The sequence below is a fragment of the Streptomyces glaucescens genome, from assembly GCF_000761215.1.
Classification (GTDB): Bacteria; Actinomycetota; Actinomycetes; order Streptomycetales; family Streptomycetaceae; genus Streptomyces; species Streptomyces glaucescens_B.
Window position 1 is genome coordinate 5,301,058 of record NZ_CP009438.1, and the last position, 23,824, is coordinate 5,324,881.

At 73.3% G+C, this 23,824-nt stretch carries 15 protein-coding genes and 1 pseudogene; 6 read left to right on the top strand and 10 right to left on the bottom strand.

Features of this window, described 5'->3' with window-relative positions; all coding sequences use genetic code 11:
• Positions 1–3: 3 nt before the first annotated feature.
• The 8 genes from SGLAU_RS23085 to glgX form a co-directional block, all read right to left on the bottom strand.
• A complete protein-coding gene (locus tag SGLAU_RS23085; RefSeq protein WP_043504232.1) occupies positions 4–522 on the bottom strand; it encodes a DUF1990 domain-containing protein in 519 nt (172 codons plus the stop codon).
• A gap of 128 nt (positions 523–650) precedes the next feature.
• On the bottom strand, positions 651–2,321 hold the full coding sequence (locus tag SGLAU_RS23090; RefSeq protein ID WP_043504233.1) for a M4 family metallopeptidase: 1,671 nt from the start codon (positions 2,319–2,321) through the stop codon (positions 651–653).
• A 213-nt stretch (positions 2,322–2,534) separates the two neighbouring features.
• Positions 2,535–4,580: a M4 family metallopeptidase gene (locus SGLAU_RS23095; protein ID WP_043504234.1), complete on the bottom strand. Its 2,046-nt coding sequence runs from the start codon at positions 4,578–4,580 to the stop codon at positions 2,535–2,537.
• Between the two features lie 308 nt (positions 4,581–4,888).
• On the bottom strand, positions 4,889–7,864 hold the full coding sequence (locus SGLAU_RS23100; RefSeq protein ID WP_043504237.1) for a carbohydrate binding domain-containing protein: 2,976 nt from the start codon (positions 7,862–7,864) through the stop codon (positions 4,889–4,891).
• 252 nt (positions 7,865–8,116) lie between these two features.
• Entirely contained in the window at positions 8,117–9,979 is a 1,863-nt protein-coding gene (locus tag SGLAU_RS23105; RefSeq protein WP_043504238.1) for an ABC transporter ATP-binding protein, read from the bottom strand.
• Positions 9,976–11,829, bottom strand: a complete 1,854-nt coding sequence (locus tag SGLAU_RS23110) for an ABC transporter ATP-binding protein (RefSeq protein ID WP_078957850.1) — start codon at positions 11,827–11,829, stop codon at positions 9,976–9,978. The genes SGLAU_RS23105 and SGLAU_RS23110 overlap by 4 nt, the downstream gene beginning before the upstream one ends.
• A 154-nt stretch (positions 11,830–11,983) precedes the next feature.
• Positions 11,984–13,396 carry a sulfatase gene (locus SGLAU_RS23115; RefSeq protein WP_052413861.1) on the bottom strand — a complete coding sequence of 471 codons (1,413 nt, stop codon included), beginning with the start codon at positions 13,394–13,396 and terminating at the stop codon, positions 11,984–11,986.
• A gap of 202 nt (positions 13,397–13,598) precedes the next feature.
• The gene (glgX, locus tag SGLAU_RS23120; protein ID WP_043506926.1) at positions 13,599–15,821 is read right to left on the bottom strand and encodes a glycogen debranching protein GlgX; all 2,223 of its coding nucleotides are present in this window, start codon (positions 15,819–15,821) and stop codon (positions 13,599–13,601) included.
• A 154-nt stretch (positions 15,822–15,975) separates the two neighbouring features.
• On the opposite strand from glgX, the gene SGLAU_RS23125 reads away from it, so the two are divergent.
• The 4 genes from SGLAU_RS23125 (at position 15,976) to SGLAU_RS23140 (ending at position 20,272) form a co-directional block, all read left to right on the top strand.
• Entirely contained in the window at positions 15,976–17,223 is a 1,248-nt protein-coding gene (locus SGLAU_RS23125; protein ID WP_043504244.1) for a L,D-transpeptidase, read from the top strand.
• 161 nt (positions 17,224–17,384) lie between these two features.
• Positions 17,385–18,638, top strand: coding sequence for a L,D-transpeptidase (locus SGLAU_RS23130; RefSeq protein ID WP_208868935.1), 1,254 nt, complete (start codon positions 17,385–17,387; stop codon positions 18,636–18,638).
• A gap of 76 nt (positions 18,639–18,714) precedes the next feature.
• Positions 18,715–19,482, top strand: coding sequence for an enoyl-CoA hydratase/isomerase family protein (locus SGLAU_RS23135; protein WP_043504246.1), 768 nt, complete (start codon positions 18,715–18,717; stop codon positions 19,480–19,482).
• A gap of 286 nt (positions 19,483–19,768) precedes the next feature.
• Positions 19,769–20,272: an ATP-binding protein gene (locus SGLAU_RS23140; protein ID WP_043504247.1), complete on the top strand. Its 504-nt coding sequence runs from the start codon at positions 19,769–19,771 to the stop codon at positions 20,270–20,272.
• 892 nt (positions 20,273–21,164) lie between these two features.
• On the opposite strand, the gene SGLAU_RS23145 is transcribed toward SGLAU_RS23140, so the two are convergent.
• On the bottom strand, positions 21,165–21,800 hold the full coding sequence (locus SGLAU_RS23145) for a GNAT family N-acetyltransferase (RefSeq protein WP_043504250.1): 636 nt from the start codon (positions 21,798–21,800) through the stop codon (positions 21,165–21,167).
• Positions 21,801–21,848: 48 nt separating this feature from the next.
• On the opposite strand from SGLAU_RS23145, the pseudogene SGLAU_RS23150 reads away from it, so the two are divergent.
• Together SGLAU_RS23150 and SGLAU_RS23155 are read left to right on the top strand one after the other, a co-directional pair.
• Positions 21,849–22,654: pseudogene (locus SGLAU_RS23150) on the top strand (MerR family transcriptional regulator).
• 60 nt (positions 22,655–22,714) lie between these two features.
• Positions 22,715–22,927 (top strand): EF-hand domain-containing protein, encoded by a 213-nt coding sequence (locus SGLAU_RS23155; protein WP_043504252.1) that lies wholly within the window; start codon positions 22,715–22,717, stop codon positions 22,925–22,927.
• Between the two features lie 54 nt (positions 22,928–22,981).
• On the opposite strand, the gene SGLAU_RS23160 is transcribed toward SGLAU_RS23155, so the two are convergent.
• Positions 22,982–23,818 (bottom strand): ABC transporter ATP-binding protein, encoded by an 837-nt coding sequence (locus SGLAU_RS23160; protein WP_052413862.1) that lies wholly within the window; start codon positions 23,816–23,818, stop codon positions 22,982–22,984.
• Between the last annotated feature and the right edge of the window lie 6 nt (positions 23,819–23,824).

The window sequence follows — 23,824 nt, forward strand, 5'->3', positions numbered from 1 at the left end:
GGCTCAGCCCTCCGGGTCCCGGCCGCACAGGGCGCGCAGCACCTTCCCGCACCGCCTTGCGTAGGCGTGCTGGAGCCCACGGGTGGCCGGGCCGCCGGCCTTGGCGTACCAGCGGGCCGCGCGGCTGAAGGCGGAGACGGTCAGCCAGACCGTGCCGTCGCCGGTGCGGTTCACGACGAAGGACTCCTCGCCGCACTCGGGGTGGCCGGGCAGGGTGCCGTAGGCCCAGCCGGCGCGGCGGGGTTCGTCGACGGTCCAGACGATCCGGCAGGGGGCCTTGACCAGTCCGGCGAGTGTGACGGTGACCGTCACGTCCGGGGCGGCGCGGCCGGCGCTCGCGTCGATGCCGACGCCCATCGCCCGGTGCATCTCCCAGGTGCACACCGCCTCGGCGGCCCGGCGGAAGATCTCGTGGCCCTCGCCGATCCGGGTGCGGACGTCCATGCGGTGGAAGCCGGGCGGGCAGAAACCCGGCTCGCGGGTCGCGCCGACGTCCGCGTAGGTGAATTCCCCAAGAGACATGCGCCCCAGCCTAGGGGGCGTCCCGTCGGTCCTGCCGGGCTGCCGGGCCCGGCCGACGGGACACCCCCTGGTGCGGCACCCGGCGTCGTCCGCCCGCCGGGTGCCGTCCGGCTGATCCGGTGCGCCGGTCAGTTGACGTTGACGGCCGCCCAGGCCGCGGCCACCGTCTTGTACTCGGTGCTGGTGGCGCCGTAGAGCGCCGAGGCCGCGTTCAGGGTCGCCGTGCGGGCGCCCTTGTAGTTGGTGGTCGACGTCATGTACGTGGTGAGCGCCTTGTACCAGATCGCCGCGGCCTTGGCGCGGCCGATGCCGGTGACCGTGGAGCCGTTGTACGTCGGGGAGTTGTAGCTGACGCCGTTGACGGTCTTGGCGCCGCTGCCCTCGCTGAGCAGGTAGAAGAAGTGGTTCGCGGGGCCGGAGGAGTAGTGGACGTCCAGGCTGCCCAGCGACGCGGACCAGTAGTCGGCCGAGGCGCCGTCCTTGCTCGGCTTGTCCATGTGGCGCAGCGGGGTGCCGTCGCCGTTGATGTCGATCTTCTCGCCGATGAGGTAGTCACCCGGGTCGGAGGGGTTGCCCGCGGAGAACTCGACCGCCGCGCCGAAGATGTCGGAGGTGGCCTCGTTGAGGCCGCCGGACTCACCGGAGTAGTTGAGGCCCGCGGTGTTCGAGGTGACGCCGTGGGTCATCTCGTGGGCGGCGACGTCCAGCGAGGTGAGCGGCTTGGTGTTGCCCTCGCCGTCGCCGTACGTCATGCAGAAGCAGCTGTCGGACCAGAAGGCGTTGACGTAGGCGTTGCCGTAGTGGACGCGCGAGTAGGCGGCCTTGCCGTCGTTCTTGATGCCGTTGCGGCCGAAGGTGTTCTTGTAGTAGTCCCAGGTGGCCTGGGCGCCGTAGGCGGCGTCGACGGCGGCCGTCTGGTCGGTGGAGGAGCTGGAGGCGGTGCCGGTGCCCCAGGTGTCGTCGGCGTCGGTGAACAGGGTGCCGGCCGAGCCGCTGGTGGAGCGGGCCTTGTTGTACGTCTTGTGGCCGCCGCGCGAGCGGTCGTAGAGCTGGTACGCCGAGCCCGACAGGTAGGTGCCGAGGGTGACGGTGCCGTTGTAGAGGCCCTTGCCGGTGCCGGTCTCGATGCCCTGGTACTCGTAGAGCTTCTCGCCGGTGGCCGCGTCGGTGATGACGTGCAGCTCGTTCGGGGTGCCGTCCGACTGGAAGCCGCCGACGACCGTCTCGTAGGCGAGGGTGGGCCTGCCGTCCGCCGCCCAGATCACCTTGCGCGGGGCCTTGGCGGCGTCCGGCCGGGTGCCGCCGAGCGCCTTGGCCCGCTTGAGGGCCCGGCTCTCGGCACCGGCCGCGCTGATCTCGGGGGTGAGGTCGGCGACCGCGATGCGGGCCTTGACGGCCTTGGTGACGCCCTCGGTCTTCCCGGCCGGGCTCTCGTGCACGACGAGGTCGCCGCCGAGGACGGGGAGTCCGGCGTAGGTGCGCTCGTAGCGGGTGTGGAGACTGCCGTCGGCGTCCTTGACGACGTCGCGGACGACCAGTTCCTCCCGGGCGCCGAGGCCTATCTCGTCGGCGGTCCGCTCGGTGGCGGCGTCGGCCTGGCGGATCAGGGCCGTGCGGGTGGCGGGGGAGAGGGCCAGCGGGGTGGCGGCGCGGGCGGCCGGCACCGCGGAGGAGTCCTGGGCGGTGGCGGCACCGGTGGTGAGACCGGTGGTGAGGAGGGCTCCGGCGGCGACCGCGGTGGCCAGCGCGAGGGTGGTGCGCCGGTGACGCGCGGAACGACGGGAGGGCGTGGGGGACACACAAACTCCTTGGTGGGGGTTGCGGGGAAGCTGTGCGGCGGGTGGGGGAAGCCTGGCATCGGTGGTGCGTACATGTCAGGACCCTGAAGTGATGTTGGCCGAAAACCGACTGCCAAGAAAACGTTTCGGGAAGGTAAAGCGGGTATACGAAAGGGGCGCCGCCCCAGGGGAGTTGCCCCCGGCACGGCGCCCCGCGCGCTGCCCGCTCCCGGTTTACGGGAAGGTCAGCTTCCAGCTGTTGATGTACCCGGTGTCGGCGGCCGCGTTGTCCTGCACCCGCAGCAGCCAGGTGCCGTTGGCCACCTCGGACGAGGCGTTCACCGTGTACGTGGTGTTGAGGTTGTCCGCGCTGCCTCCGGTGCCGTAGCCCTTCAGCGTGTAGGCCGTGCCGTCGGGCGCGACCAGCTGCACCTGGAGGTCACCGATGTAGGTGTGCACGATGTCCACCGCGACCTGGAGGTTGCTCGGCGCGTTGCCGGTGCGGCCCGTCACGGTGATCGGCGAGGTGACCGCGGCGCCCCGGTCCGGGATCGCCACGTCGGCGGTGTTCTCGAACGACGTGCCGCCACCGCCGCCGCCGGAGCGCGAGCCGACCGCGACGCCCGCCCACGCGTCCTGCACCGCCTTGTACTCGGCGCTCGTGGTGCCGTACAGCTCACCCGCGGCCGCCAGCGTCCCGGTGCGGGCGCCCGCGTAGTTGGTGGTGGAGGTGAACTTGGTGGTGAGCGCCTTGAACCAGATCTGCTCCGCCTTGGCCCGGCCGATGCCGGTGACCGGCAGCCCGTCCGCGGTGGGCGAGTTGTAGCTGACGCCGTTGATGGTCTTGGCGCCGCTGCCCTCGCTCAGCAGGTAGAAGAAGTGGTTCGCCGGGCCGGAGGAGTAGTGCACGTCGATCGAGCCGATACCGGAGTACCAGTTGTCCTTCGACGAGCCGTCCTTGCTCGGCTTGTCCATGTAGCGCAGCGGCGTGCCGTCGCCGTTGATGTTGATCTCCTCGCCGATGAGGTAGTCACCGACGTCGGAGGAGTTGTTCGCGGAGAACTCGACGGCCGCGCCGAGGATGTCGGAGGTCGCCTCGTTCAGGCCGCCGGACTCGCCGCTGTAGACCAGCTTGGCCGTCACCGACGTCAGGCCGTGGGTCATCTCGTGCGCGGCCACGTCGATCGAGGTCAGCGGGTTGGCGTTGCCGGAGCCGTCGCCGTAGGTCATGCAGAAGCAGCTGTCGGACCAGAACGCGTTGACGTAGTTGTTGCCGTAGTGGACCCGCGAGTAGGCGCCGACGCCGTCGCCGCGGATGCCGTTGCGGCCGTGCACGTTCTTGTAGTAGTCCCAGGTCAGCGCGGCCCCGTAGTGGGCGTCGGCGCCCGCCGACTCCAGGTTGGACGGGGTGCCGTTGCCCCACACGTCGTCCGGGCCGGAGAACAGCGTCCCGGTGCCCGAGGTGCCGCGGTTGAGGTTGTACGTCTTGTGGCCGCCGCGCGCGCCGTCGGTCAGGTTGTACGTCGACCCCGACTGCGTGGTGGTCAGCGGCACCGTGCCGCTGTACACCGTGTGCCCGGTGCCGGTCTGGACGGCCTCCCACTCGAAGAGCTTCTCCCCGGTCGCTGCGTCCGTGACGACGTGCAGCTCCTGCGGTGTGCCGTCGTGCTGGAAGCCGCCGACGACCGTCTCCCAGGCGAGGGTCGGCGTGCCGTTCGCGGCCCAGATCACCTTGCGCGGCGCGCGGTTGACGTCGGGGCTCGTGGCCTCCTCCGCCTTCGCGGCGGCCAGCGCCTGCCGCTCGGCGCGCGCGGCGCCCACCGCCGGGGTGAGGGTGGCCGGCTTGATCGCGGCCCGGGTGGCCCGCGCGACACCCTCGGTGCTGCCGTCCTTCGCCGTCTTGACGACCAGGTCGCCGCCGAGGACGGGCAGGCCCGCGTAGGTGCGCTCGTAGCGGGTGTGGGTGGTGCCGTCACGGTCCTGGACGACGTCCCGGACGACGAGCTTCTCCTGGGCGCCGAGGCGCAGTTGCCGGGCCGTGTCCGCCTTGCCGGCCTCGGCCTCGCGTATCAGCTCGGCGCGCTGGGCGGGGGTGAGCTTCTTGGGCAGGGCGCCCGGGTCCGCGGCGGCCGACGCCGACGGTGCCCGGTCCGGGGCGGCGGTCGCGGCACCGGACTGCACGGCGGCGGCGACGAGGGCGGCGACCCCGACCAGCGCTACGGCCGCGGCCCGGCGGCGGGGGGTGTGGGAGGTGCGTCTGTGAGAGGAAGTGCTGCTCAACACTGACTCCTTATGCGCGGCCGCGGGTCACGCGGCCAGGGGAGACCGGGCGGCGGGTGGGCCGTCCGGGCGTGCGTGGAGCTGCGCCGCGCCACAGCAGCGGACTGGTCCTGTGGGGTTGCTGTGAGGCGGCCGTGGGAAGAGTGGCAGCACCGCGCCACTCCTGTCAGGAGCGCGTCAGGAAGTTGGCCGGAAATCGTTCGTTGTCCGGGAGTTCACGTTCGATATACGGACTGTCCCCCGTCGGTGTGACGGGGGACGTGGCCGGATCACGCCGGTGGGGAGAGCGTGCCGCTTCCCCTCTCGCGCTACTTCAGGTACGGGCCGTCGGCGCCGACCTTGCCGGGTCCGTTCAGCACGTACACCCGGAGGTTGCCCTTGCCGGGCGCGGCGACGGCGAGGGTGCCGTTCGTGACGGTACGGCGGTCACCGGTGACGGCGTCCACGTACGTGCCGTCGGGGATGCCCGTGTACGTGGCGCCCCCGGAGACGGTCACGAGTGCGAAGCTGTCCGTGCCGCCCCCGGTGTAGCGGCGCTTGAAGGCCATGCCGCCGCTGATGCCCTCGGTGGAGTACTGGCCCATCTGCAGGGCCGGGACCGCCCGCCGGATCTGGTTCAGCCGCTGGACGTGCTTGACCAGGGGTTTCTGCAGGGTCTGGGCGACCGGGCCGGAGGCCGAGGAGACCTGGGAGAAGTCCGGCGCGGTGACCGGGCCGGCCAGGTGGTCGCCGTAGTAGGCGCGGCCGGTGGCCGCCAGCGGACAGGACGGGCCGCAGTCGGTCTTCTTCCCGGCCTGGAACTCGATCTCCGATCCGTAGTACAGGGCCGGGATGCCGCGGAAGGTCCACATCAGCGACATGTTCTCGGCCCAGGCGTCGGTGCCGCCCGCGTAGCGCTCGCTGCTCTTGTTCGGCCCGTAGTCGTGGCTGTCGACGTAGACGACGTTGTAGGTGGCGTCGTTGACGCTGTCGTCGGAGTCCTTGCCGTTCGAGAAGGCGTTCTGGGCGTCCCCGAAGTTCATGTGCATCCGCATGTCGATGATGTGCATGCCGGAGAACCGCGAGTGGTCCGGAGCGTGGTAGCCGTTCCCGGCGAGGAACGCGTTGGTGCTGGTGGGCTGGTTCCCGGTGCCCTGCTGCTGCTCGTACTCGTACATCTCCAGGGCGGCCTCGGTGTCGTCCGCGGAGTACTCCTTGCGCTCCTTCCACGTGTAGAACTGCGCCGAGTGGTTGACCGAGCCGCGGTTCCACTTGTCGTTGACGAAGGCGGCGACCTCCCCGAACACGAAGAAGTTCCTCGCGGCCTCGGCGCCGTGCCGCTGGGTGACGCGCTCGGTGATCGCGGGCAGGAAGCGGCGGTTCCAGGTGGTCCGCGGGATGTGCACGGCGGTGTCCACGCGGAAGCCGTCGACTCCCATGTCGATGTACTTGTTGTAGGCGCCGATCAGGTAGTTCTGCACGGCGGCGCTCTCCGTGTCGAAGTCCGCCAGGTCCTCGTGCAGCCAGCAGGACCGGGAGTCCTCGCCCTCCCAGTTGCCGATCCAGCACTGGTGGTAGTACGCCTTCGGGAACATGCCGGAGGTCGGGCTCGGCCACTGGCAGTTGTGGATCCGGTAGCCCTCGGGGGAGGTCCGGCCGGTGGGCGTGCCCCAGTTGACGCAGGTGTTGCCGGTCGGCTCGGCGGTCGACCACAGGTCGCCGTTGTAGTACGACTTGCCGCTCTTGGGGTCCACCGTCAGCCCGTCGTACTCGAAACCGGGCTGCTTCTCGTCGTAGTACCAGCTCCACTGGCTGTCGCGCACCCCGTACACGGTCGGCGTGAACAGGCCCTTCGCTCCCCAGCGCGAGGAGTGGTTGTAGACCACGTCCTGGTAGATCTTCATGCCCTTGGCGTGCGCGGCGTCGATCAGGTCCTGGTAGGAGGCGCCCGCCGACTCCAGGCGCGGGTCCACCCTGTAGAAGTCCCAGCCGTGGTAGCCGTGGTAGTCGTAGTCCGAGCGGTTCAGGACCACCGGGGTGATCCACACGGCGGAGAAGCCGAGGCCCTTGATGTAGTCCAGCTTGTCGATCAGACCGCGGAAGTCCCCGCGGAACATCGGGTCGGAGCCGGCCGCGTTGCCGGACTTCACGTGCTGGCTGCCGCCCCGGTTGTTGGAGCCGTCGCCGTCGTTGAACCGGGCGGTGAGGACGAAGTAGACGGGGTCCTTGCGCGGGTCGGTGCCGAGCGGCTTGCCGGGTGCGGGGCCCGCGGGCTGCTCGCCGGTGGTGGCCGTGACGGCGGCCGAGGCGGGGGAGACGTTCCCGGCGGCGTCGACCGCCCGCACGGTGTACGTGTAGGCGGTCCGCTCCGCCAGGCCGGTGTCGGTGAACACCGTCGAGCCGACGTCGGTGACGACCGCGCCGCCGCTGCCGCCCGTCCGCGTCACCTGGTACTTCACCACGCCCGTGTCGTCGGTGGCGGGCTGCCAGGTGAGGACGACGGAGACCCCGGTGGCCCGCGCCGCCGCCCCGGCCGGGGCCGTGGGCGCCCGCGTGTCGGGTTCGGTGGCCGCGCAGGGGTCCTTCGCGTCCCTGGTGACGACCTTGTCCAGCACGGTGCTGGTGCCGGCCGGGAGGGCGTAGTCGGTGCCGTTGTTGTTGTCCCAGACGCCGTTGCCGTTGTTGAACGCGGCCTTCAGGGAGGTGGCCGTGCCCAGGTCGACGGTCTGTTTCCACCAGCCCGGGCACGCGGCCCGCATGCCGATGCCGGGGACGGCCGTCCAGGAGCCGCCGGCGGGCTGGTAGTGCAGGTTGGCGGTGGACCAGCCGAGGGACCGGGTCGAGTAGTACACCGTCGCCTTGCCGCCCTCGACCGGCCCGGAGCCCGCGCAGGGGTCGGAGTGGGCGACCACGCCGTCCTTGACGGTGATCGCCCCGGTGCCCAGCCGGTAGTCGGCGCCGCCGTTGTTGTCCCAGGTGCCCGCGCCGTCGTTGAAGGCGGCCCGCAGTCCGGCGGCGGACCCGAGGTCCACCGTCTTCTTGACCCAGTCCGTGCAGGCCGCCTCCATGGCCGTGCCCGGCACGGCGGTCCAGGAGCCGCCGTCGGGGGCGTAGTGGAGCCGGTAGGCCGGCCAGTTCCTCGTCTTCGTGTAGTAGAAGACCGTCGCCGTGTTCGCGCTCTGCGCGACGGGCTCGGTCCGTGGGCCGTCCGGTTCCGGCACGGCGTGCAGGAGGCTCAGCAGTGAGCCGGTGACGAGTGCGGCCGTCAGCGGCCGTCTCCCTCGCCAGGCGGTGCGGCGTTCCATGACACTCCCTCGTCGGCGGGCCCCGGGGCCGGACGGGTGCGCGCCGCCGCCCGCCGCACGAGCCTTCGGAAAGTTGCAGAAAGAGCTTTCGACGGCTGGAAGGTACCGGCGGGTGTCAGGCGCGTAAAGAGGTCGTGCATCGAACGACCGTGCGGTGCGCCGGACTTGGGCGGCTTGAGCGCAAACGTGAGTGCAAGGACGGCGGCCCGCACCGCGTGACGCGGTACGGGCCGCCGAACGGGCGCCGCCGGGCTACGCCAGACTGTCCCGCCAGGCCCGGTGCAGATCCGCGAAACGGCCCGTCCCGGCGATCAGCTCGGCCGGACGGCCGTCCTCCACGATCCGGCCGCGCTCCATCACCAGCACCCGGTCCGCGATCTCCACGGTGGACAGCCGGTGCGCGATCACCACCGCCGTACGGCCCTTCAGCACGGTCGCCATCGCGCGCTGCACCGCCCGCTCCCCGGGGACGTCCAGCGAACTCGTCGCCTCGTCGAGGATCAGCACCCCCGGGTCGGCGAGCAACGCCCTCGCGAACGCCACGAGTTGCCGCTGGCCCGCGGAGATGCGGCCGCCGCGCTTGCGCACGTCGGTGTCGTAGCCGTCGGGCAGCGCGCTGATGAAGTCGTGCGCGCCGATCGCCTTCGCCGCTTGCTCGATCTCCTCGCGGGTCGCGTCCGGGCGGCCGATCGCGATGTTCTCGGCGACCGTGCCGGAGAACAGGAACGCCTCCTGCGTCACCATGACCACCCCGCGCCGCAGCTCCGCCGTGGCGAGGTCACGCAGGTCGACCCCGTCGAGCAGCACCCGGCCCTCGGTCGGGTCGTAGAACCGGGCCAGCAGCTTGGCCAGCGTGGACTTGCCGGCGCCGGTCGAGCCGACCACCGCCACGGTCTGCCCGGCCGGCAGGGTGAGGTCGAAGCGGGGCAGCACCTCGCCGCCCGTGCGGTAGGCGAACCGCACGCCGTCGAAGAAGACCTCGCGGCCCGGCAACTCCGCCGCCGCGAGCGGCGGCAGCGCCACGGGGGCGGCGGGCTCGGGGACCGAGGGCCGCTGGGCCAGCAGCCCGGCGATCTTCTCCAGTGAGGCCGCCGCGGACTGGTAGGAGTTGAGGAACATGCCGAACCGGTCGATCGGGTCGTACATCCGCCGCAGATACAGCACCGCCGCGGCCAGCACCCCCAGTGCCAGTGTGCCGTCGGCCACCCGCCAGGCGCCCCACAGCACGATCAGCGCGACCGCGGTGTTGCCGACGATCCGCGAGCCCACCACGTAGCGGGCCATCTCCAGCAGCGCGTCGCCGTTGGTGCGCTCGTGCCGCCGGTTCAGCACCCCGAACTCGGCGTCGTTGGCGGCCTCCCGGCGGAAGGCGCGCACCGGCCGGATCCCGTTCATCGTCTCCACGAACTTCACGATCACCGCGGCGATCGCGCTGGACCGCTGGAGGTACACCCGCTGGACCCGGCGCCGGTACATCCGCACCAGCCACCACAGCGGCACGAACGACGCCACCGCCAGCGCCCCGAGCCCCAGATCCAGCCAGAGCAGCAGCACCGCCGTGTACACACAGGACAGGATCACCATCACCAGCTCCTGGAGGCCGTCCTCCAGCAGCTCGCGCAGGGACTCGACATCGCTGGTGGAGCGGGAGATCAGCCGCCCCGAGGTGTACCGCTCGTGGAAGTCGATGCTCAGCGCCTGGGCGTGCCGGAAGATGCGGCCGCGCAGGTCCAGCAGCACGTCCTGGCTGACCCGCGCGGCACCCCGCACGAACCCGTACTGCAGCGCCCCGGCCGCCAGCGCGCACAGCAGATAGCCGGCGCCCACCGCGATCAGCGGCCCGCGGTCGTCCGCCCGCAGCGCGGGCACCGCGCGGTCGATGGCGTACGCCACCAGCAGCGGGCCCGCCTGCACCGCCGCCTGCTGGAGCAGCAGCAGCACGGCGGTCAGCGCGACCCGCGCCCGCAGCGGGGCGAGCAGCGAACGCAGCAGGGCGACGGTGGCGCCGGGCGGGGTGGGCAGCACGTCCCGGTCGAACGGGTCGCCGGCGGGGGAGCGTTGCTCCTCCGGTTCCTGCGGCCCGCCCCCGGCCGGTGTCGTGGTGGTGGCGGTCATCGGCCGTCCTCCTCCTCGCCCGACATGAGGTGGGCGTACTCGGCGTGGGAGCGCAGCAGTTCGTGATGGGTGCCGACGGCGGTGACGCGGCCGCCGGAGAGCAGGGCGACCCGGTCGGCGAGCAGCACCGTGGACGGACGGTGGGCCACGATCAGCGCCGTGGTGTCCGCGAGCACCCGGCGCAGCGCGGCCTCCACCGCCGCCTCCGTGTGCACGTCCAGCGCGGACAGCGGGTCGTCCAGGACCAGGAAGTCCGGCCGTCCCACGACCGCCCGGGCCAGGGCCAGCCGCTGCCGCTGGCCACCGGACAGGCTCAGGCCCTGCTCGCCGACCTGGGTGTCGACCCCCTGCGGCAGCGCGTGCACGAAGTCCGCCTGCGCGACCGCCAGGGCGCGCTCCACCTCCATGGGTGCCGCGTCGCCGTCCGCGCCCATCCGGACGTTCTCGCCGACGGAGGCCGAGAACAGGGTGGGCTCCTCGAAGGCGACAGCGACCCGGGTGCGCAGCTCCTCCCGGGACATCGCCCGGATGTCGGTCCCGTCCAGGGTGATCCGGCCCTCCGTCACCTCGTACAACCGGGGCACCAGCGCGGTCAGCGTGGTCTTGCCGCTGCCGGTGGCACCGACGAGCGCCATCGACTCGCCGGGCCGCACGTGCAGGTCGACCCGGTCGAGCACCGGCGGGGAGCCGGGCGGGGCGTCGGGGTAGCGGAAGGTGACGCCGTGGAACCGCAGCCCCCGGTCGCCGTCGTGGCCGCGGTCGCGGTCGCCGTCCGCCGGTTCCGTGGTGGCGGACGACTCCGGCTCGGCGTCCATCACCTCGAAGTAGCGCTCCGTGGCCGTCGCCGCCTCCTGGCTCAGGGCGAGCAGGAAGCCGATCGAGTCCACCGGCCAGCGCAGCGCGAGCGCCGTGGACAGGAACGCGACCAGGGTGCCCGCGGACAGGTCCCCGTCGGCGACGCGCACCGCGCCCAGCACCAGCGCCGCCCCGATCGCCACTTCGGGCAGCGCCATCATCGCGGCCCAGATGGTCGCCAGCAGCCGGGCCTTGTGCAGCTCCGTCCCGCGCAGGGTCCGCGACAGCTCCCGGAAGGCGCGCGCCTGGCTGCGGTGGCGGCCGAACCCCTTGACGATCCGGATGCCGAGCACGCTCTCCTCGACGACCGTCGTGAGATCGCCGGCCTGGTCCTGCGCCCGCCGCGCGGCCAGCGCGTACCGCTTCTCGAAGACGACGCAGACCAGCAGCACCGGCACGGCCGGGCCCAGGATCACCAGTCCCAGCGCCCAGTCCTGGACCAGCATGATGATCACGCCGACGAGGATCGTCACCCCGTTCACCAGCAGGAACGTCAGCGGGAAGGCGAGGAACATCCGCAGCAGCGCCAGGTCGCCGGTGCCCCGGGACAGCAGCTGTCCCGAGGCCCAGCGGTCGTGGAACGCCACCGGCAGCCGCTGGAGGTGCCGGTACAGGTCCGCCCGCATGCCCGCTTCGACGCCCGCCAGCGGCCGGGCCACCAGCCACCGCCGCAGCCCGAACAGCAGCGCCTCGGCGAGCCCGAGCAGCAGCAGGTACAGGGCGCCCAGCCCCACTCCGGCCGGGTCGCGCTCGGCGACCGGGCCGTCCACCATCCACTTCAGCACCAGCGGGATGACCAGGCCCACGCAGGAGGCGACGATCGCGACGACCGCGGCGGTGAGCAGCCGTGCCCGCACGGGCCGCACGTACGGCCACAGGCGGAGCAGGCTGCGCACGGCGGACCGGCGGGCGGGGGGACCGGCGGACGGGCCGTCGGGGGGATCGGCGGGCTGGTCCGGGCGGTCCGCTGCGGTGGGGGTAGGTGTCGTCGCCATCCTGTCGAGATTACGGACGGCCACCGACGACGCCCACCGAGTTTCCCGTCGGCGGGGAGCGCGGCCGCGCGCACGGAGCCGGACGCGTCCGGGCCGCGGCCGGGGCGCGGTCAGGCTGCGGCCGGGGCGCGGTCAGGCTGCGGCCGGGGCGCGGTCAGGCGCCCGGGTAGGGCAGCAGCCCCTCCGCGACCGCCTCCCACGCCTCCCTCAGCTCGGCCAGCAGCTCCGGCCGGGCGGCGGCCAGGTCGGCCTGCTCGCGCGCGTCCTTCGCGAGGTCGAAGAGGTGGTCGCGGCCCGCGGCGTCCCGGTAGTACTTGAAGTCGCCGCGCCGCAGCGCCCGGTTGCCCCGCACCCGCCAGAACAGGTCGCGTTCGGGCAGGTCCTCGCCGCGCAGCAGATAGCCGGCCAGGCTGTGGCCGTCGAGCGGGTGAGCCGGGTCGGGGCGGGCGCCGCCCAGCTCCAGCAGGGTCGCCGTCCAGTCGGGGGTGTAGACGGGCTCGTGGCTGACCTGGCGGGCGTCGATCCGGGCGGGCCAGCGCAGGATGGTCGGCACCCGGATGCCGCCCTCCAGCAGCTGCGACTTCTCCCCGCTCAGCGGCCACTGGTAGGAGAACCGCTCGCCGCCGTTGTCGCTGGCGAACACGACGACCGTGTCCCGCTCCCGGCCGGACCGGCGCAGCGCCGCGAGCACCTCGCCGACGGCCGCGTCCAGGCTCTCCACCATCTCCCGGTACTTCTCCACCGAGCCGCCGTCCTGGTGCAGCAGCGCCGGCAGCACCGGGCCGCCGCCCCGGATCCGGGCCGCGATCTCGGCGCCCGTCTCCTCGTCGTCCTCCGTCAGCCACGGCCAGTGCGGGGTGGTGAAGTTGAGGTTGAGCAGCCAGGGCCGGTCGTGGTCCCGGCGGACGTACTCGACGGCCCGCTCGGTCAGCACGGTCGTGTAGTAGCGCAGGTCCCGGTAGGCCGTGTCCCCCTCGTAGAGGTCGTACTCGCCGAGCTGGCCCAGCTTCGAGAAGTACTCCAGGGCGCCGCCGAAGTTGCCGAAGAACTCGTCCCAGCCGGACCGGGTGGGGCTGTAGTCGGGGAGGAAACCGCAGTGCCACTTGCCGATCAGGGCGGTGCGGTAGCCGGCCTTCCCGAGCAGGGACGCCAGGGTGGGGTGGCGGGGGTCGAGGCCCTGGGTGCGGTTGCCGATGGGCTCGGCGAGCCCGCCCGGGGTACGGCCGGGGAAGCGCCCGGTGTAGAGGCTGAACCGGGTCGGGGAGCAGGTCGCCGAGCCCGCGTACCCGTTGGTGAACCGCACCCCCTGGGCGGCGAGCCGGTCCAGGTTCGGGGTGCGGATGTGCGGGGCGCCGTACACCGACAGGTCGGCCCAGCCGAGGTCGTCGGCGAGGATGAACAGGATGTTCGGTCTGCGGTGGCCCCGGTCGGCGGGCCGGGCGCGGAAGGGGCGTTCGGCGGCGGCCCGCTCCCCCTCGGCGGCCTCGGCGGTGGCCGTGCCCGCGAGCGCGGTCGCGGCACCGCCTCCGACGAGTCCACCGAAGGCACGACGGGATATTTCGGGCATGACGGAATCCTCTGGGCAGACGTGTCCCCGACGGGGCACGCGGGGGAAGAAGGGCTGGACCCGGGCGGGTGGCGGCTCAGCGACAGAGCGCGGGGGACGGCCTCATGACCTCGGACGATGCCAGCGGAAGCGGCCCGGGGGCAACGATCCGGCCCGGGAGTTCACGGACCGGCAACACGTTCACACGTCCGCAACACGCCCGTCAGCCGGTCACCTTCAGCAGCAGCACCGACCGCTCCGGCACCGTGATCGTCGTTCCCGCGCGGTGCGCCGCCGGCGGCGGTGCCGCCTGCTCCTCGGCCGAGGTGTCCACGACCACCTCGTACCGCTTCGCCCACGGCGGACCCGGCAGCACGAAGTCCACCGGGCGCTCCCCGGCGTGCAGCACGGCGAGGAAGCTGTCGTCGACGATCGGCGCGCCCCGCTCGTCGCGGCCCGGTATGTCCCGGCCCGAGAGGTACATGCCGAGCGTGGCGGCGGGCGCGTACCAGTCTCCCTCGGTCATCTCGGTGCCCCGCGCGGTGAACCACGCCAGGTCCCGCAGCCCGTCCGCCGAGTGCGCCCGCCCCGAGAAGAACGCCCGGCGGCGCAGCACCGGGTGCCGGTGGCGCAGCGCGATCAGCCGCGCGGTCAGGTCGAACAGGGCCTTCCAGCCGGGCTCCGCCAGCAGTTGCCAGTCGAGCCAGCCGATCTCGTTGTCCTGGCAGTACGCGTTGTTGTTGCCGCCCTGGGTGCGGCCCATCTCGTCACCGGCGACCAGCATGGGCACGCCCGTCGACAGCAGCAGGGTGGTCAGCAGGTTGCGCAGCTGGCGGCGGCGCAGGGCCCGTATCCCCTCGTCGTCGGTCTCGCCCTCGGCGCCGCAGTTCCAGGACCGGTTGTCGTTCGAGCCGTCCCGGTTGCCCTCGCCGTTGGCCTCGTTGTGCTTGCGCTCGTAGGACACGAGGTCCCGCAGGGTGAAGCCGTCGTGCGCGGTGACGAAGTTGACGGAGGCGTAGGGCCGGCGCCCGCCCCAGGCGTACAGGTCGCTGGAGCCCGACAGCCGGTAGCCCATCTCGCGCACGTCGGGCAGCGCGTGCCGCCAGAAGTCCCGCACGGCGTCGCGGTAGCGGTCGTTCCACTCCGTCCACAGCGGGGGGAACGCGCCCACCTGGTAGCCCCCGGACCCCACGTCCCACGGCTCGGCGATCAGCTTCACCCGGCGCAGCACCGGGTCCTGCGCGATCACCGCGAGGAACGGGGACAGCATGTCGACGTCGTGCATGGAGCGGGCCAGCGCCGCCGCCAGGTCGAAGCGGAAGCCGTCGACGCCCATCTCGGTGACCCAGTAGCGCAGCGAGTCGGTGATCAGACGCAGCACGTGCGGCTGGACGACGTGCAGGGTGTTGCCGCAGCCGGTGTAGTCGGCGTACCGGCGGGCGTCCGCCTGGAGGCGGTAGTAGCCGCGGTTGTCGATGCCCTTCAGGGACAGCGTCGGGCCGAGTTCGCCCGCCTCCGCGGTGTGGTTGTAGACCACGTCGAGGATGACCTCGATCCCGGCCGCGTGCAGGGCGCGCACCATCCGCTTGAACTCGCCCACCTGCTGCCCGCGGGTGCCGGAGGCGGCGTAGGCGGCGTGCGGGGCGAAGTAGCCGATGGAGTTGTAACCCCAGTGGTTGCGCAGGCCGCGCCGCAGCAGGTGGTCCTCGTGGGCGAACTGGTGGACGGGCAGCAGCTCCACGGCGGTGACGCCGAGCCCGGTCAGGTGCTCCAGGGCGGCGGGGTGGGCGAGGCCGGCGTAGGTGCCCCGCAGCTCCCCGGGGACCCCCGGGTGCAGCCGGGTGAAGCCCTTGACGTGCAGTTCGTAGATCACCGAGTCGGCCCAGGGGGTCTTCGGGCGGCGGTCGTCGGCCCAGTCGTCGTCGTCGTGGACGACGACGCCCTTGGGGACGAACGGCGCCGAGTCCCGGTCGTCGCGCACGGTGTCGGCGACCTGCTGCTGCGGCCAGTCCCGCACATGCCCGTACACCTCGGGCGGCAGCGAGAACTCGCCGTCCACCGCGCGCGCGTACGGGTCGAGCAGCAGCTTCGCCGGGTTCCAGCGCCCCCCGGTCCACGGGTCCCAGCGGCCGTGCACCCGGTAGCCGTACCGCTGCCCCGGCAGCACCCCCGGCACGAACCCGTGCCATATCTCGTGCGTCAGCTCCGTCAGCCGCACCCGGCGCTCGCCGCCCGCGTCGTCGAACAGGCACAGCTCGACCGCCTCCGCCCCGCCCGCCCACAGCGCGAAGTTGGTGCCGGCCACCCCGTCCGGGCCGGCCCGGAACCGTGCCCCCAGCGGTGTCGGCGCCCCCGGCCACGCGGGCGCCGGGCGCGCGGCGCCGTTCACGACGGGGGCCGGGCGCCCCTCCCCGGCACACGTCTCCTGCTCGGCAGCGCTGGACACCAGTACGCCTCCCACGGCTCATGGGACGACCTGCCCAACAAGGCCTGTGGCGTCCCGGCCCGGCTCCCCGTCGTGTCGCCCTCCCCCCTGTTCTGCCCAGAGCTCGGCTCGCACTCACGTTTCCCCAGGGCGGGCGCCGTCGTTGGACATCCTTGTGAGGCACGTACATGGGCGCGCACGGCGCGCGGGGGCCGCACTGGCCGCCGTACTGACATGGGCAGGGCTCCTGGCCGCCGCCACCGGCTGCACCGGGGACGGCACCGGGGGCATCGGTTTCGGCGGGCCCGGGCGGCCCCCCGCACCCGAGGACGTCATCCGGGTCCGGCCGGACGACGGCAGCAAGGGCGTCGAGCCGGACACCGGCCTCTCCGTCCGGGTGCCGGACGGGCGGCTGGAGTCCGTGAAGGTGATCAGGTCCCAGGACGCCCAGGAGACACCCGTGCCGGGCCGGATCTCCCCGGACGGGCGCACCTGGGAGCCGTTCGGCGAGCGGCTCGCGCTGGCCGCCGAGTACACCGTCGACGCGGTCGCCGTCGACGGCCGCGGCCGCCGCGCGGCCCGGCACACGACCTTCACCACGCACGTCCCCGAGGAACGCTTCATCGGGTACGTCTCCCCGGAGAACCGTGCCACGGTCGGCACCGGAATGATCGTCTCACTGGAGTTCAACCGGGAGATCGAGCACCGCGCGGCGGTCGAACGCGCCATCCACGTCACCGCGCGACCCGCCGTCGAGATCCGCCCCCACTGGTTCGGCGCCGACCGGCTCGACTTCCGGCCCGAGACCTACTGGAAGCCCGGCACCGAGGTCACCGTCGACCTGCGGCTGCGGGACGTCGAGGGCGCACCCGGCGTCTACGGCCTGCAGTACAAGACGTTCACCTTCACCGTCGGCCGCAGCCAGGTCTCCGTCGTCGACGCCGCCGAGCACACCATGGAGGTCCGGCGCGACGGCGAGCTGCTCGCCACCGTGCCCATCACCGCGGGCGCGCCGAAGACCCCCACCTACAACGGCAGGATGGTGGTCACCGAGATGCTGGAGATCACCCGGATGAACGGCGCCACGGTCGGCTTCAAGAAGAAGGACGGCAAGGGCGAGTACGACATCCCGGACGTCCCGCACGCCATGCGGCTCACCGACTCCGGCACCTTCCTGCACGGCAACTACTGGGCCCCGGCCGGCGTCTTCGGCCGGGCCAACGTCAGCCACGGCTGTGTGGGCCTGCGCGACGCGAAGGGCGGGGGCGCCGACACCCCGGCGGGCTGGTTCTTCGACCGCAGCCTCATCGGCGACGTCGTCGAGGTCGTCAACAGCAAGGACAGAACGGTCTCTCCCGACAACGGGCTCGGCGGCTGGAACATGAGCTGGAAACGGTGGAAAGCGGGCAGTGCGGTGAAGTGACCGCAAAGGGGTGAACGGTTGGGACCGAACGGTGACAATTCCGGGGCGCCCGGCGCGCTGACCATGTGGTTAATATGCGCCGAGCGCGCGGGACGCGCTGGGGAGCGGGCCCGACGGGGCCCGGTGAGGGTCCGGTTCCGGGCCCGTTGAGGGGAGACAAGTTGAACGTGCGGCCGATATCGGGGGCGTCGCTGGGCGCCCGCGGGGGGAGCGGGCGCGGCAGGGGGCCGCTCGCGCTGATACTCGGGGCGCTGCTGCTCACGGTCACCGCGTGCGGCGGGGGTTCGGACTCCGGGCCGGGCTCCGGGGACGGCGGGGACAAGCCGAAGGGCGCGGCCGGTGCCGTGAGCGGGCAGTCGGAGGCGGTCGTCGCCATCAGCCCGAAGGACGGCGCGCGGTCCGTCGACACCAGCGGCGCCCTGAAGGTGACGGTCGCCAAGGGCAAGCTCACCGAGGTCGTCGTCAAGGACGCCGAGGGGAGGCGGGTCGACGGCGCGATAACCGGGGGCGGCGCCACCTGGACGCCGTCCACCCACCTGGCCGCGGCGACCACATACAGCGTGCACGCGGTCGCCGAGGACTCCGCGGGGCGCACCGCCGCGGAGGACTCCCGCTTCACCACCCTGACGCCGGAGAACACGTTCATCGGGCAGTTCACCCCCGAGGACGGTTCCACCGTCGGCGTCGGAATGCCGTTCTCGCTCCGCTTCACCCGGGGGATCACCAACCCCGAGGAGGTCGAGAAGGCCATCGAGATCAAGACCGAGCCGGCCGTCGAGGTCGCGGGCCACTGGTTCGGCAACGACCGGCTCGACTTCCGGCCCGAGAAGTACTGGAAGGCCGGCACCAAGGTCACCGTCCGCCTCAACCTCGACGGCGTCGAGGGCCGCCCCGGCGTCTACGGCGAGCAGGACAAGACGGTCTCCTTCACCATCGGCCGCGAGCAGGTCTCGGTCGTCGACGCGAAGAAGCTGACCATGAAGGTCACGCGGGACGGCAAGCTCCTCAAGACCATCCCCGTCACCACCGGCGCCCCGGGCTACGAGACCTGGAACGGCCAGATGGTCATCACCGAGCGGCTGCCCGTCACCCGGATGAACGGCGAGACGGTCGGCTACGGCGGCGAGTACGACATCAAGGACGTCCCGCACGCCATGCGGCTGAGCACCTCCGGAACCTTCATCCACGGCAACTACTGGGGCGGCGACGCCTTCGGCAACTACAACGCCAGCCACGGCTGCATCGGCCTGCGCGACGTGCGCGGCGGCTGGGACAAGGACGCGCCCGCCGCCTGGTTCTTCGACAACTCGATGATCGGCGACGTGGTCGTCGTGAAGAACTCCGAGGACCGGATCATCGACCCGGACAACGGCCTCAACGGCTGGAACATGTCCTGGGAGAAGTGGAAGGCGTGACGCGCTGAACGCGCGCGGGCCCGGTGTGAGCTACCGCACCGGGCCCGCTGCCGTTAGTGGGCGTTAACCTGCCTGCATGACCGTAAACCTCGAAGTCGCGGACGGCGTCGGCACGCTGCGCCTGGACCGCCCGCCGATGAACGCGCTGGACGTGGCCACCCAGGACCGGCTCAGGGAACTGGCCGAGGAGGCCACGCGCCGCGAGGACGTGCGCGCCGTGGTCATCTACGGCGGCGAGAAGGTGTTCGCGGCCGGCGCGGACATCAAGGAGATGCAGGAGATGGACCACACCGCGATGGTCCTGCGCGCCCGCGCCCTGCAGGACTCCTTCACCGCGGTGGCCCGCATCCCCAAGCCGGTCGTCGCGGCCGTCACCGGCTACGCCCTGGGCGGCGGCTGCGAGCTGGCGCTGTGCGCGGACTACCGGATCGCCGGGGAGAACGCCAGGCTCGGCCAGCCGGAGATCCTGCTCGGCCTGATCCCCGGCGCGGGCGGCACCCAGCGGCTGGCCCGGCTGATCGGCCCGTCCAAGGCGAAGGACCTCATCTTCACCGGCCGCCAGGTGAAGGCCGACGAGGCGCTGGCGCTCGGCCTGGTGGACCGGGTCGTGCCGGCGGCGGAGGTCTACGAGGCGGCGCACGCGTGGGCGGCGAAGCTGGCCCAGGGCCCGGCGATCGCGCTGCGCGCGGCGAAGGAGTCGGTCGACACCGGTCTGGAGACCGACATCGACACGGGCCTGGCCGTGGAACGCAACTGGTTCGCGGGCCTGTTCGCCACGGAGGACCGGGCGACCGGGATGCGCAGCTTCGTCGAGGAGGGGCCGGGCAAGGCGAAGTTCCGCTGAACATCCGCTGAACCCGCGCGCGTCCGCTTGTGCCCGACGCGCCGGGGTCACCTCCGGTTCCCCCGAAGGGGCGGTTCGCGCGGGCCCGGCGGCCGCCGCGGGCCCGCCCCGCCGGGGGAGCCCGCGCCCTGCCGTTGACCGATTCTCCGGCGCAGGTCAACACCGGCGTGTTCGACTCCGCGTGCCTCTGGCACATGCCGACCGGATGGCGCGGCCGCGGGCCCGCGCGCGGCGCAATCGTCCGGAACGGCCCCGGCGGGCCCACCGGGCGGCCATGATGGGGGGCATGTCGGGGCTGGAGGGCATCGGACAGCCGCAAGGGCGCGGCCGTGCCACCACGGCGCGCTGGTCGCCCGCGGTGGAGGACGAACAGGCGCTGAAGGCACTCGAGACGTACGGCAACCCCGCGGAGCGCGAGGTGTCGCTGCCGTCCCGCCCCAAGTCGGCGGCGGTGGCCCGCCGGCTCGCCCAGGTGGTGGTCCTGCGCCACTGGGGACTGCCCCCCCGGACGACCGAGGACGTCGTCCTGCTCGTCTCCGAACTCGTGGGCAACGCCGTGCGCCACACCGGCGCCCTCGTCTTCCACCTCCGCATGCGCCGCCTGCGCGGCCGCATCCGCGTCGAGGTCCGCGACCCCTCCCGCGGCCTGCCCTGCCTGATGCCGGTCCAGGAACTCGACGTCAGCGGCCGGGGCCTGTTCCTCGTCGGCAAGCTCTCCGACCGCTGGGGCGTCGACCTCCTTCCGCGCGGCAAGACGACCTGGTTCGAGATGCGGGTCGCGGACCGCTGAGACCCGCTCCCCGGGACGGGACACCACAGGACATGGCCGGCCGCCGGCCCACGGGCGCGCCCCCGCCGGACCGGCCGCCGCGAGCGACCGCGCCGGGCGGACGGCATGCGAGGGGAGCGGACACCGGCGCACCGCCGGACGAACCGGCCGCCTGTCTCCCCGGCCGACCCGCCCACAGAGGGCCGCGTGACCACGACCGACCGTCGCACGGTGCCCCGCACCGGCGTCGGCACCTCGCCGCGCACGGCCCGCACCCCTCCGGCGCCGCGCCCCACCCGAGCCCCCCCGCGCCCCGGCACCCGGGCGGCGCCCGCTACGGCACGCCCGCGCTCTGCGGAGCCGTGAGTCCCGCACGGGGGCGGCACCTGACCCGAGCCCGCCTGCGTCTTCCGGCGCCGGGGACCGGCACGGGGGCGGCACCTGACCCGAGCCCGCCCGCGCCCCGGTACCCGGGCGGCGCCCCCCTTCAGGCACGCCCGCGCTCTGCGGAGCCGTGAGTCCCGCGCCGGGGAGGCACGTGACCCGAGCCCGCCTGCGTCTTCCGGCGCCGGGGACCGGCACGGGGGGCGGCACCTGACCCGAGCCCGCCCGCGCCCCAGCACCCGGGCGGCGCCCCCTCCAGGCACGCCCGCGCTCTGCGGAGCCGTGAGTCCCGCACCGGGGAGGCACCTCACCCGAGCCCGCCTGCATCTTCCGGCGCCGGGGACCGGCACCCAGCCGGCCCGCATGCCCGTCGGCGGCGGCCCGCGCGGCCTCGCCGTCCGCCCCCAGCCGGGCCGCCGGTCTCCGGGCGGCCGGCAGCTCCCGTTGGCCCGGTCGCTCCTGGGCGGCACTGGCAGCTCCCGTTGGCCCGGTCGCTTCCGGGTGGCACTGGCAGCTCCCGTTGGCCCGGTCACTCCCGGGCGCGCAGCAGTACCTCCGCGCCCACCTGCCGGTAGCCGGCCGCCTGGAACGCCCGTGCGCTGCGCGCGTTGCCCGGCGCGACCTGCGCCCACAGCGGCTCACCGGCGAGGTGGCGGGCCGTCAGCGCCAGTGCCCGGCCCAGTCCCCGGTGCCGTGCCCCCTCCGCCACCTCCACGGACACCTCCAGCCGTCCGGCCACCCCGCGTCCCATCACCAGCACCGCGTCCCGTGCCGCCCAGGCGCGCACCTCGTCGCGGCGCGTGCGGGCGTAGGCGACGCGGGGGTGGGCGCTGTCCACCTCCCGCAGGCGAAGGGGCGGTTCGCCCGGCAGCGGCGGGCCGACCAGGACCGCGTCGACCGTCTCGGTCGTCCGCCCGGTCCGCTCCAGGAAGGCCGCCAGGAACCGCGGGTTCATCGTCGCGGCGAGGGCGTCGCAGTCCAGGGCGGCCAGCGTGTCGTACACCCACCCAGGGTCCTCGTCCGTGAACACCACCGAGTGCGCGGTGAACGCCACCACTCCCGCGTCCCGGTGGCTGGGCTGCGGCACCACGGTCGTCCGCCCGTCCGGCGGCGGGAAGCCGCCCCGCGCCGCCGCGTCGAGTATGTCCCGCAAGGTCCGTCCCACCGACCGCTCCTTGAGTCTCCACCCACTGGAGGGCCCAGACTCGCAGACCTGAGCGATCACGGCACCGGCCCCCTCACCATCGACGAGCCGGCCCGCGCCACCGGACTGACCGTGCGCACCATCCGCTACTGGTCCGACGAGGGCGTCCTCACCCCGGTGACCCGGTCGGCGGGCGGCCACCGGCTGTACGACGCCGGGTCCGCCCCGCGCCTCGAACTGATCCGCACCCTGCGCGACCTGGGCCTCGGCCTGGACGACGTACGCCGGGTGCCGGCCGGGGAACGGACGGTCGCGGAGGTGGCGGCGGCGCACGTGGCGGCCCTGGACGCGCGGATCAGGTCGCTGAAGGTGATCCGCGCGGTGCTGTCGACCGTGGCGCGACGTGGCTCCCACACCGGAGGAGACGGCCCTGATGAACGGGCTGGCACGGCTGTCGGCGGCGGAACGGCAGCGGATCGTGGACGAGTTCGTGACGGAGACGCTGCACGGGCTCGACGACGTCGACCCGGACTTCCGGGCGCAGATGCGGCGGGCCGTGGAGTTCGACGCGGCCGACCGGGACCCTGACGCGCCGCGCGGCCGCTCCCTGGGTTCGCCAGGCGCCTGGTGGAGCTGGTGGGCCCGGTCTGGCGGCGCGGTGTCGCCCCGGGGCGCCCGAGGCCGAGCAGGTGCTGCGGGAGCTGTTCGCCGACGCCGACCGCGGTGCCGTCCTGGAACGCATGACGGCCGGCTTCGACGACCGCGTCGCCCGCTGCCGGCACCTGCCGGCCGTCGTCGACCGGCAGGCCGCGCCGCCGCAGGCGGAGGACTTGGCCTGGGTGGTCGCCGCATTGCGCGCGAGGGCGGGCGGTTAATCTGACCTGCGTCAGTGCGACAGCACCACGCAGCAAGGTACGACGAAGAGGGGCGGATCGGTGGCCGACATCGAGGAAGCACGGAAGCAGTTCGAGCGGATCGACACGGACGGGGACGGCCAGATCACCGCAGCCGAGTTCAAGGCCGCCCTGGCGCAGGGCGGCGACTGGAACGTGACGGAGGCGGTCGCCGAGGCGATCATCGCCAGCCGTGACCTCAACGGCGACAAGCTGCTGTCGTTCGACGAGTTCTGGGCCCACCTGAACAAGTGACGCCTGCCGCCGGGGGCGTCCGCATCCCGACCCCGGGACGCGGGCGCCCCCGGGTCATGCCTGCCGCCTGATCCGCACGTTCCACCGGCCGTCGCGCCGCTCCAGGTCCAGCGGCAGGCCGAAGCACCTGCCGACCGTCTCGCCGGTGAGCACCTCCGTCACCGGCCCCGCGGCCAGCGCCCGCCCCTCCCGCAGCAGCAGCGCGTGCGTGGTACCCGGCGGCAGCTCCTCCAGATGATGCGTGACCAGGACCGTCGCCAGCGGGGGACGGTCCCGGCGCAGCTCGTCCAGCGCGCTGATCAGCCGCTCCCGGCCCGGCAGGTCGAGCCCGGTGGCGGGCTCGTCCAGCAGCAGCAACCGGGGCTCGGGCATCAGCGCCCGGGCGATCAGGGTCCGGCCGCGCTGCCCGTGCGAGAGGGTGGGCCAGCGGGCGTCCCGGTGGCCCTCCAGACCGAGCGTCCGGATGAGCCGGTCGGCGCGTTCCTCCTGCTCCGCGGTCGGACGCCACCGCGGCACCGGCGCCACCGAACCGGTCACCCCGGTCAGGACGACGTCCCGCACCCGCAGCGGTTCGGCCAGCGGATGCCGGGGGTCGACATGGCCGACGTACGTCCGCAGTTCGCGTACGTCGACGCGGCCCAGCCGGCGGCCCAGCACCTCCACCGAGCCGTGGGTGGGGTGGATCCGGGCGCCGAGCAGCCCGAGCAGGGTGGACTTCCCGGCGCCGTTCGCGCCGAGCAGCGCCCAGTGCTCGCCCGCGCGGACGGTGAGGGACACGTCGTGCAGGATCGGCCGTCCGTCCCGCACCACGCGCACGTCCGCGGCGCGCAGCACCTCCCTCGGACCGGGACGCCGCGGCCGCGACCGGGGGACGGGTGTGGTGGTGGTCATCGTCTG

What these genes read in the sequence shown, in the direction of transcription:
- SGLAU_RS23085 (WP_043504232.1), bottom strand. Translation starts at nt 522, where the DNA reads ATGTCTCTTGGGGAATTCACCTACGCGGACGTCGGCGCGACCCGCGAG.
- SGLAU_RS23100 (WP_043504237.1), bottom strand. Translation starts at nt 7,864, where the DNA reads ATGGAACGCCGCACCGCCTGGCGAGGGAGACGGCCGCTGACGGCCGCA.
- SGLAU_RS23105 (WP_043504238.1), bottom strand. Translation starts at nt 9,979, where the DNA reads ATGACCGCCACCACCACGACACCGGCCGGGGGCGGGCCGCAGGAACCG.
- SGLAU_RS23110 (WP_078957850.1), bottom strand. Translation starts at nt 11,829, where the DNA reads ATGGCGACGACACCTACCCCCACCGCAGCGGACCGCCCGGACCAGCCC.
- SGLAU_RS23115 (WP_052413861.1), bottom strand. Translation starts at nt 13,396, where the DNA reads ATGCCCGAAATATCCCGTCGTGCCTTCGGTGGACTCGTCGGAGGCGGT.
- SGLAU_RS23135 (WP_043504246.1), top strand. Translation starts at nt 18,715, where the DNA reads ATGACCGTAAACCTCGAAGTCGCGGACGGCGTCGGCACGCTGCGCCTG.
- SGLAU_RS23140 (WP_043504247.1), top strand. Translation starts at nt 19,769, where the DNA reads ATGTCGGGGCTGGAGGGCATCGGACAGCCGCAAGGGCGCGGCCGTGCC.
- SGLAU_RS23160 (WP_052413862.1), bottom strand. Translation starts at nt 23,818, where the DNA reads ATGACCACCACCACACCCGTCCCCCGGTCGCGGCCGCGGCGTCCCGGT.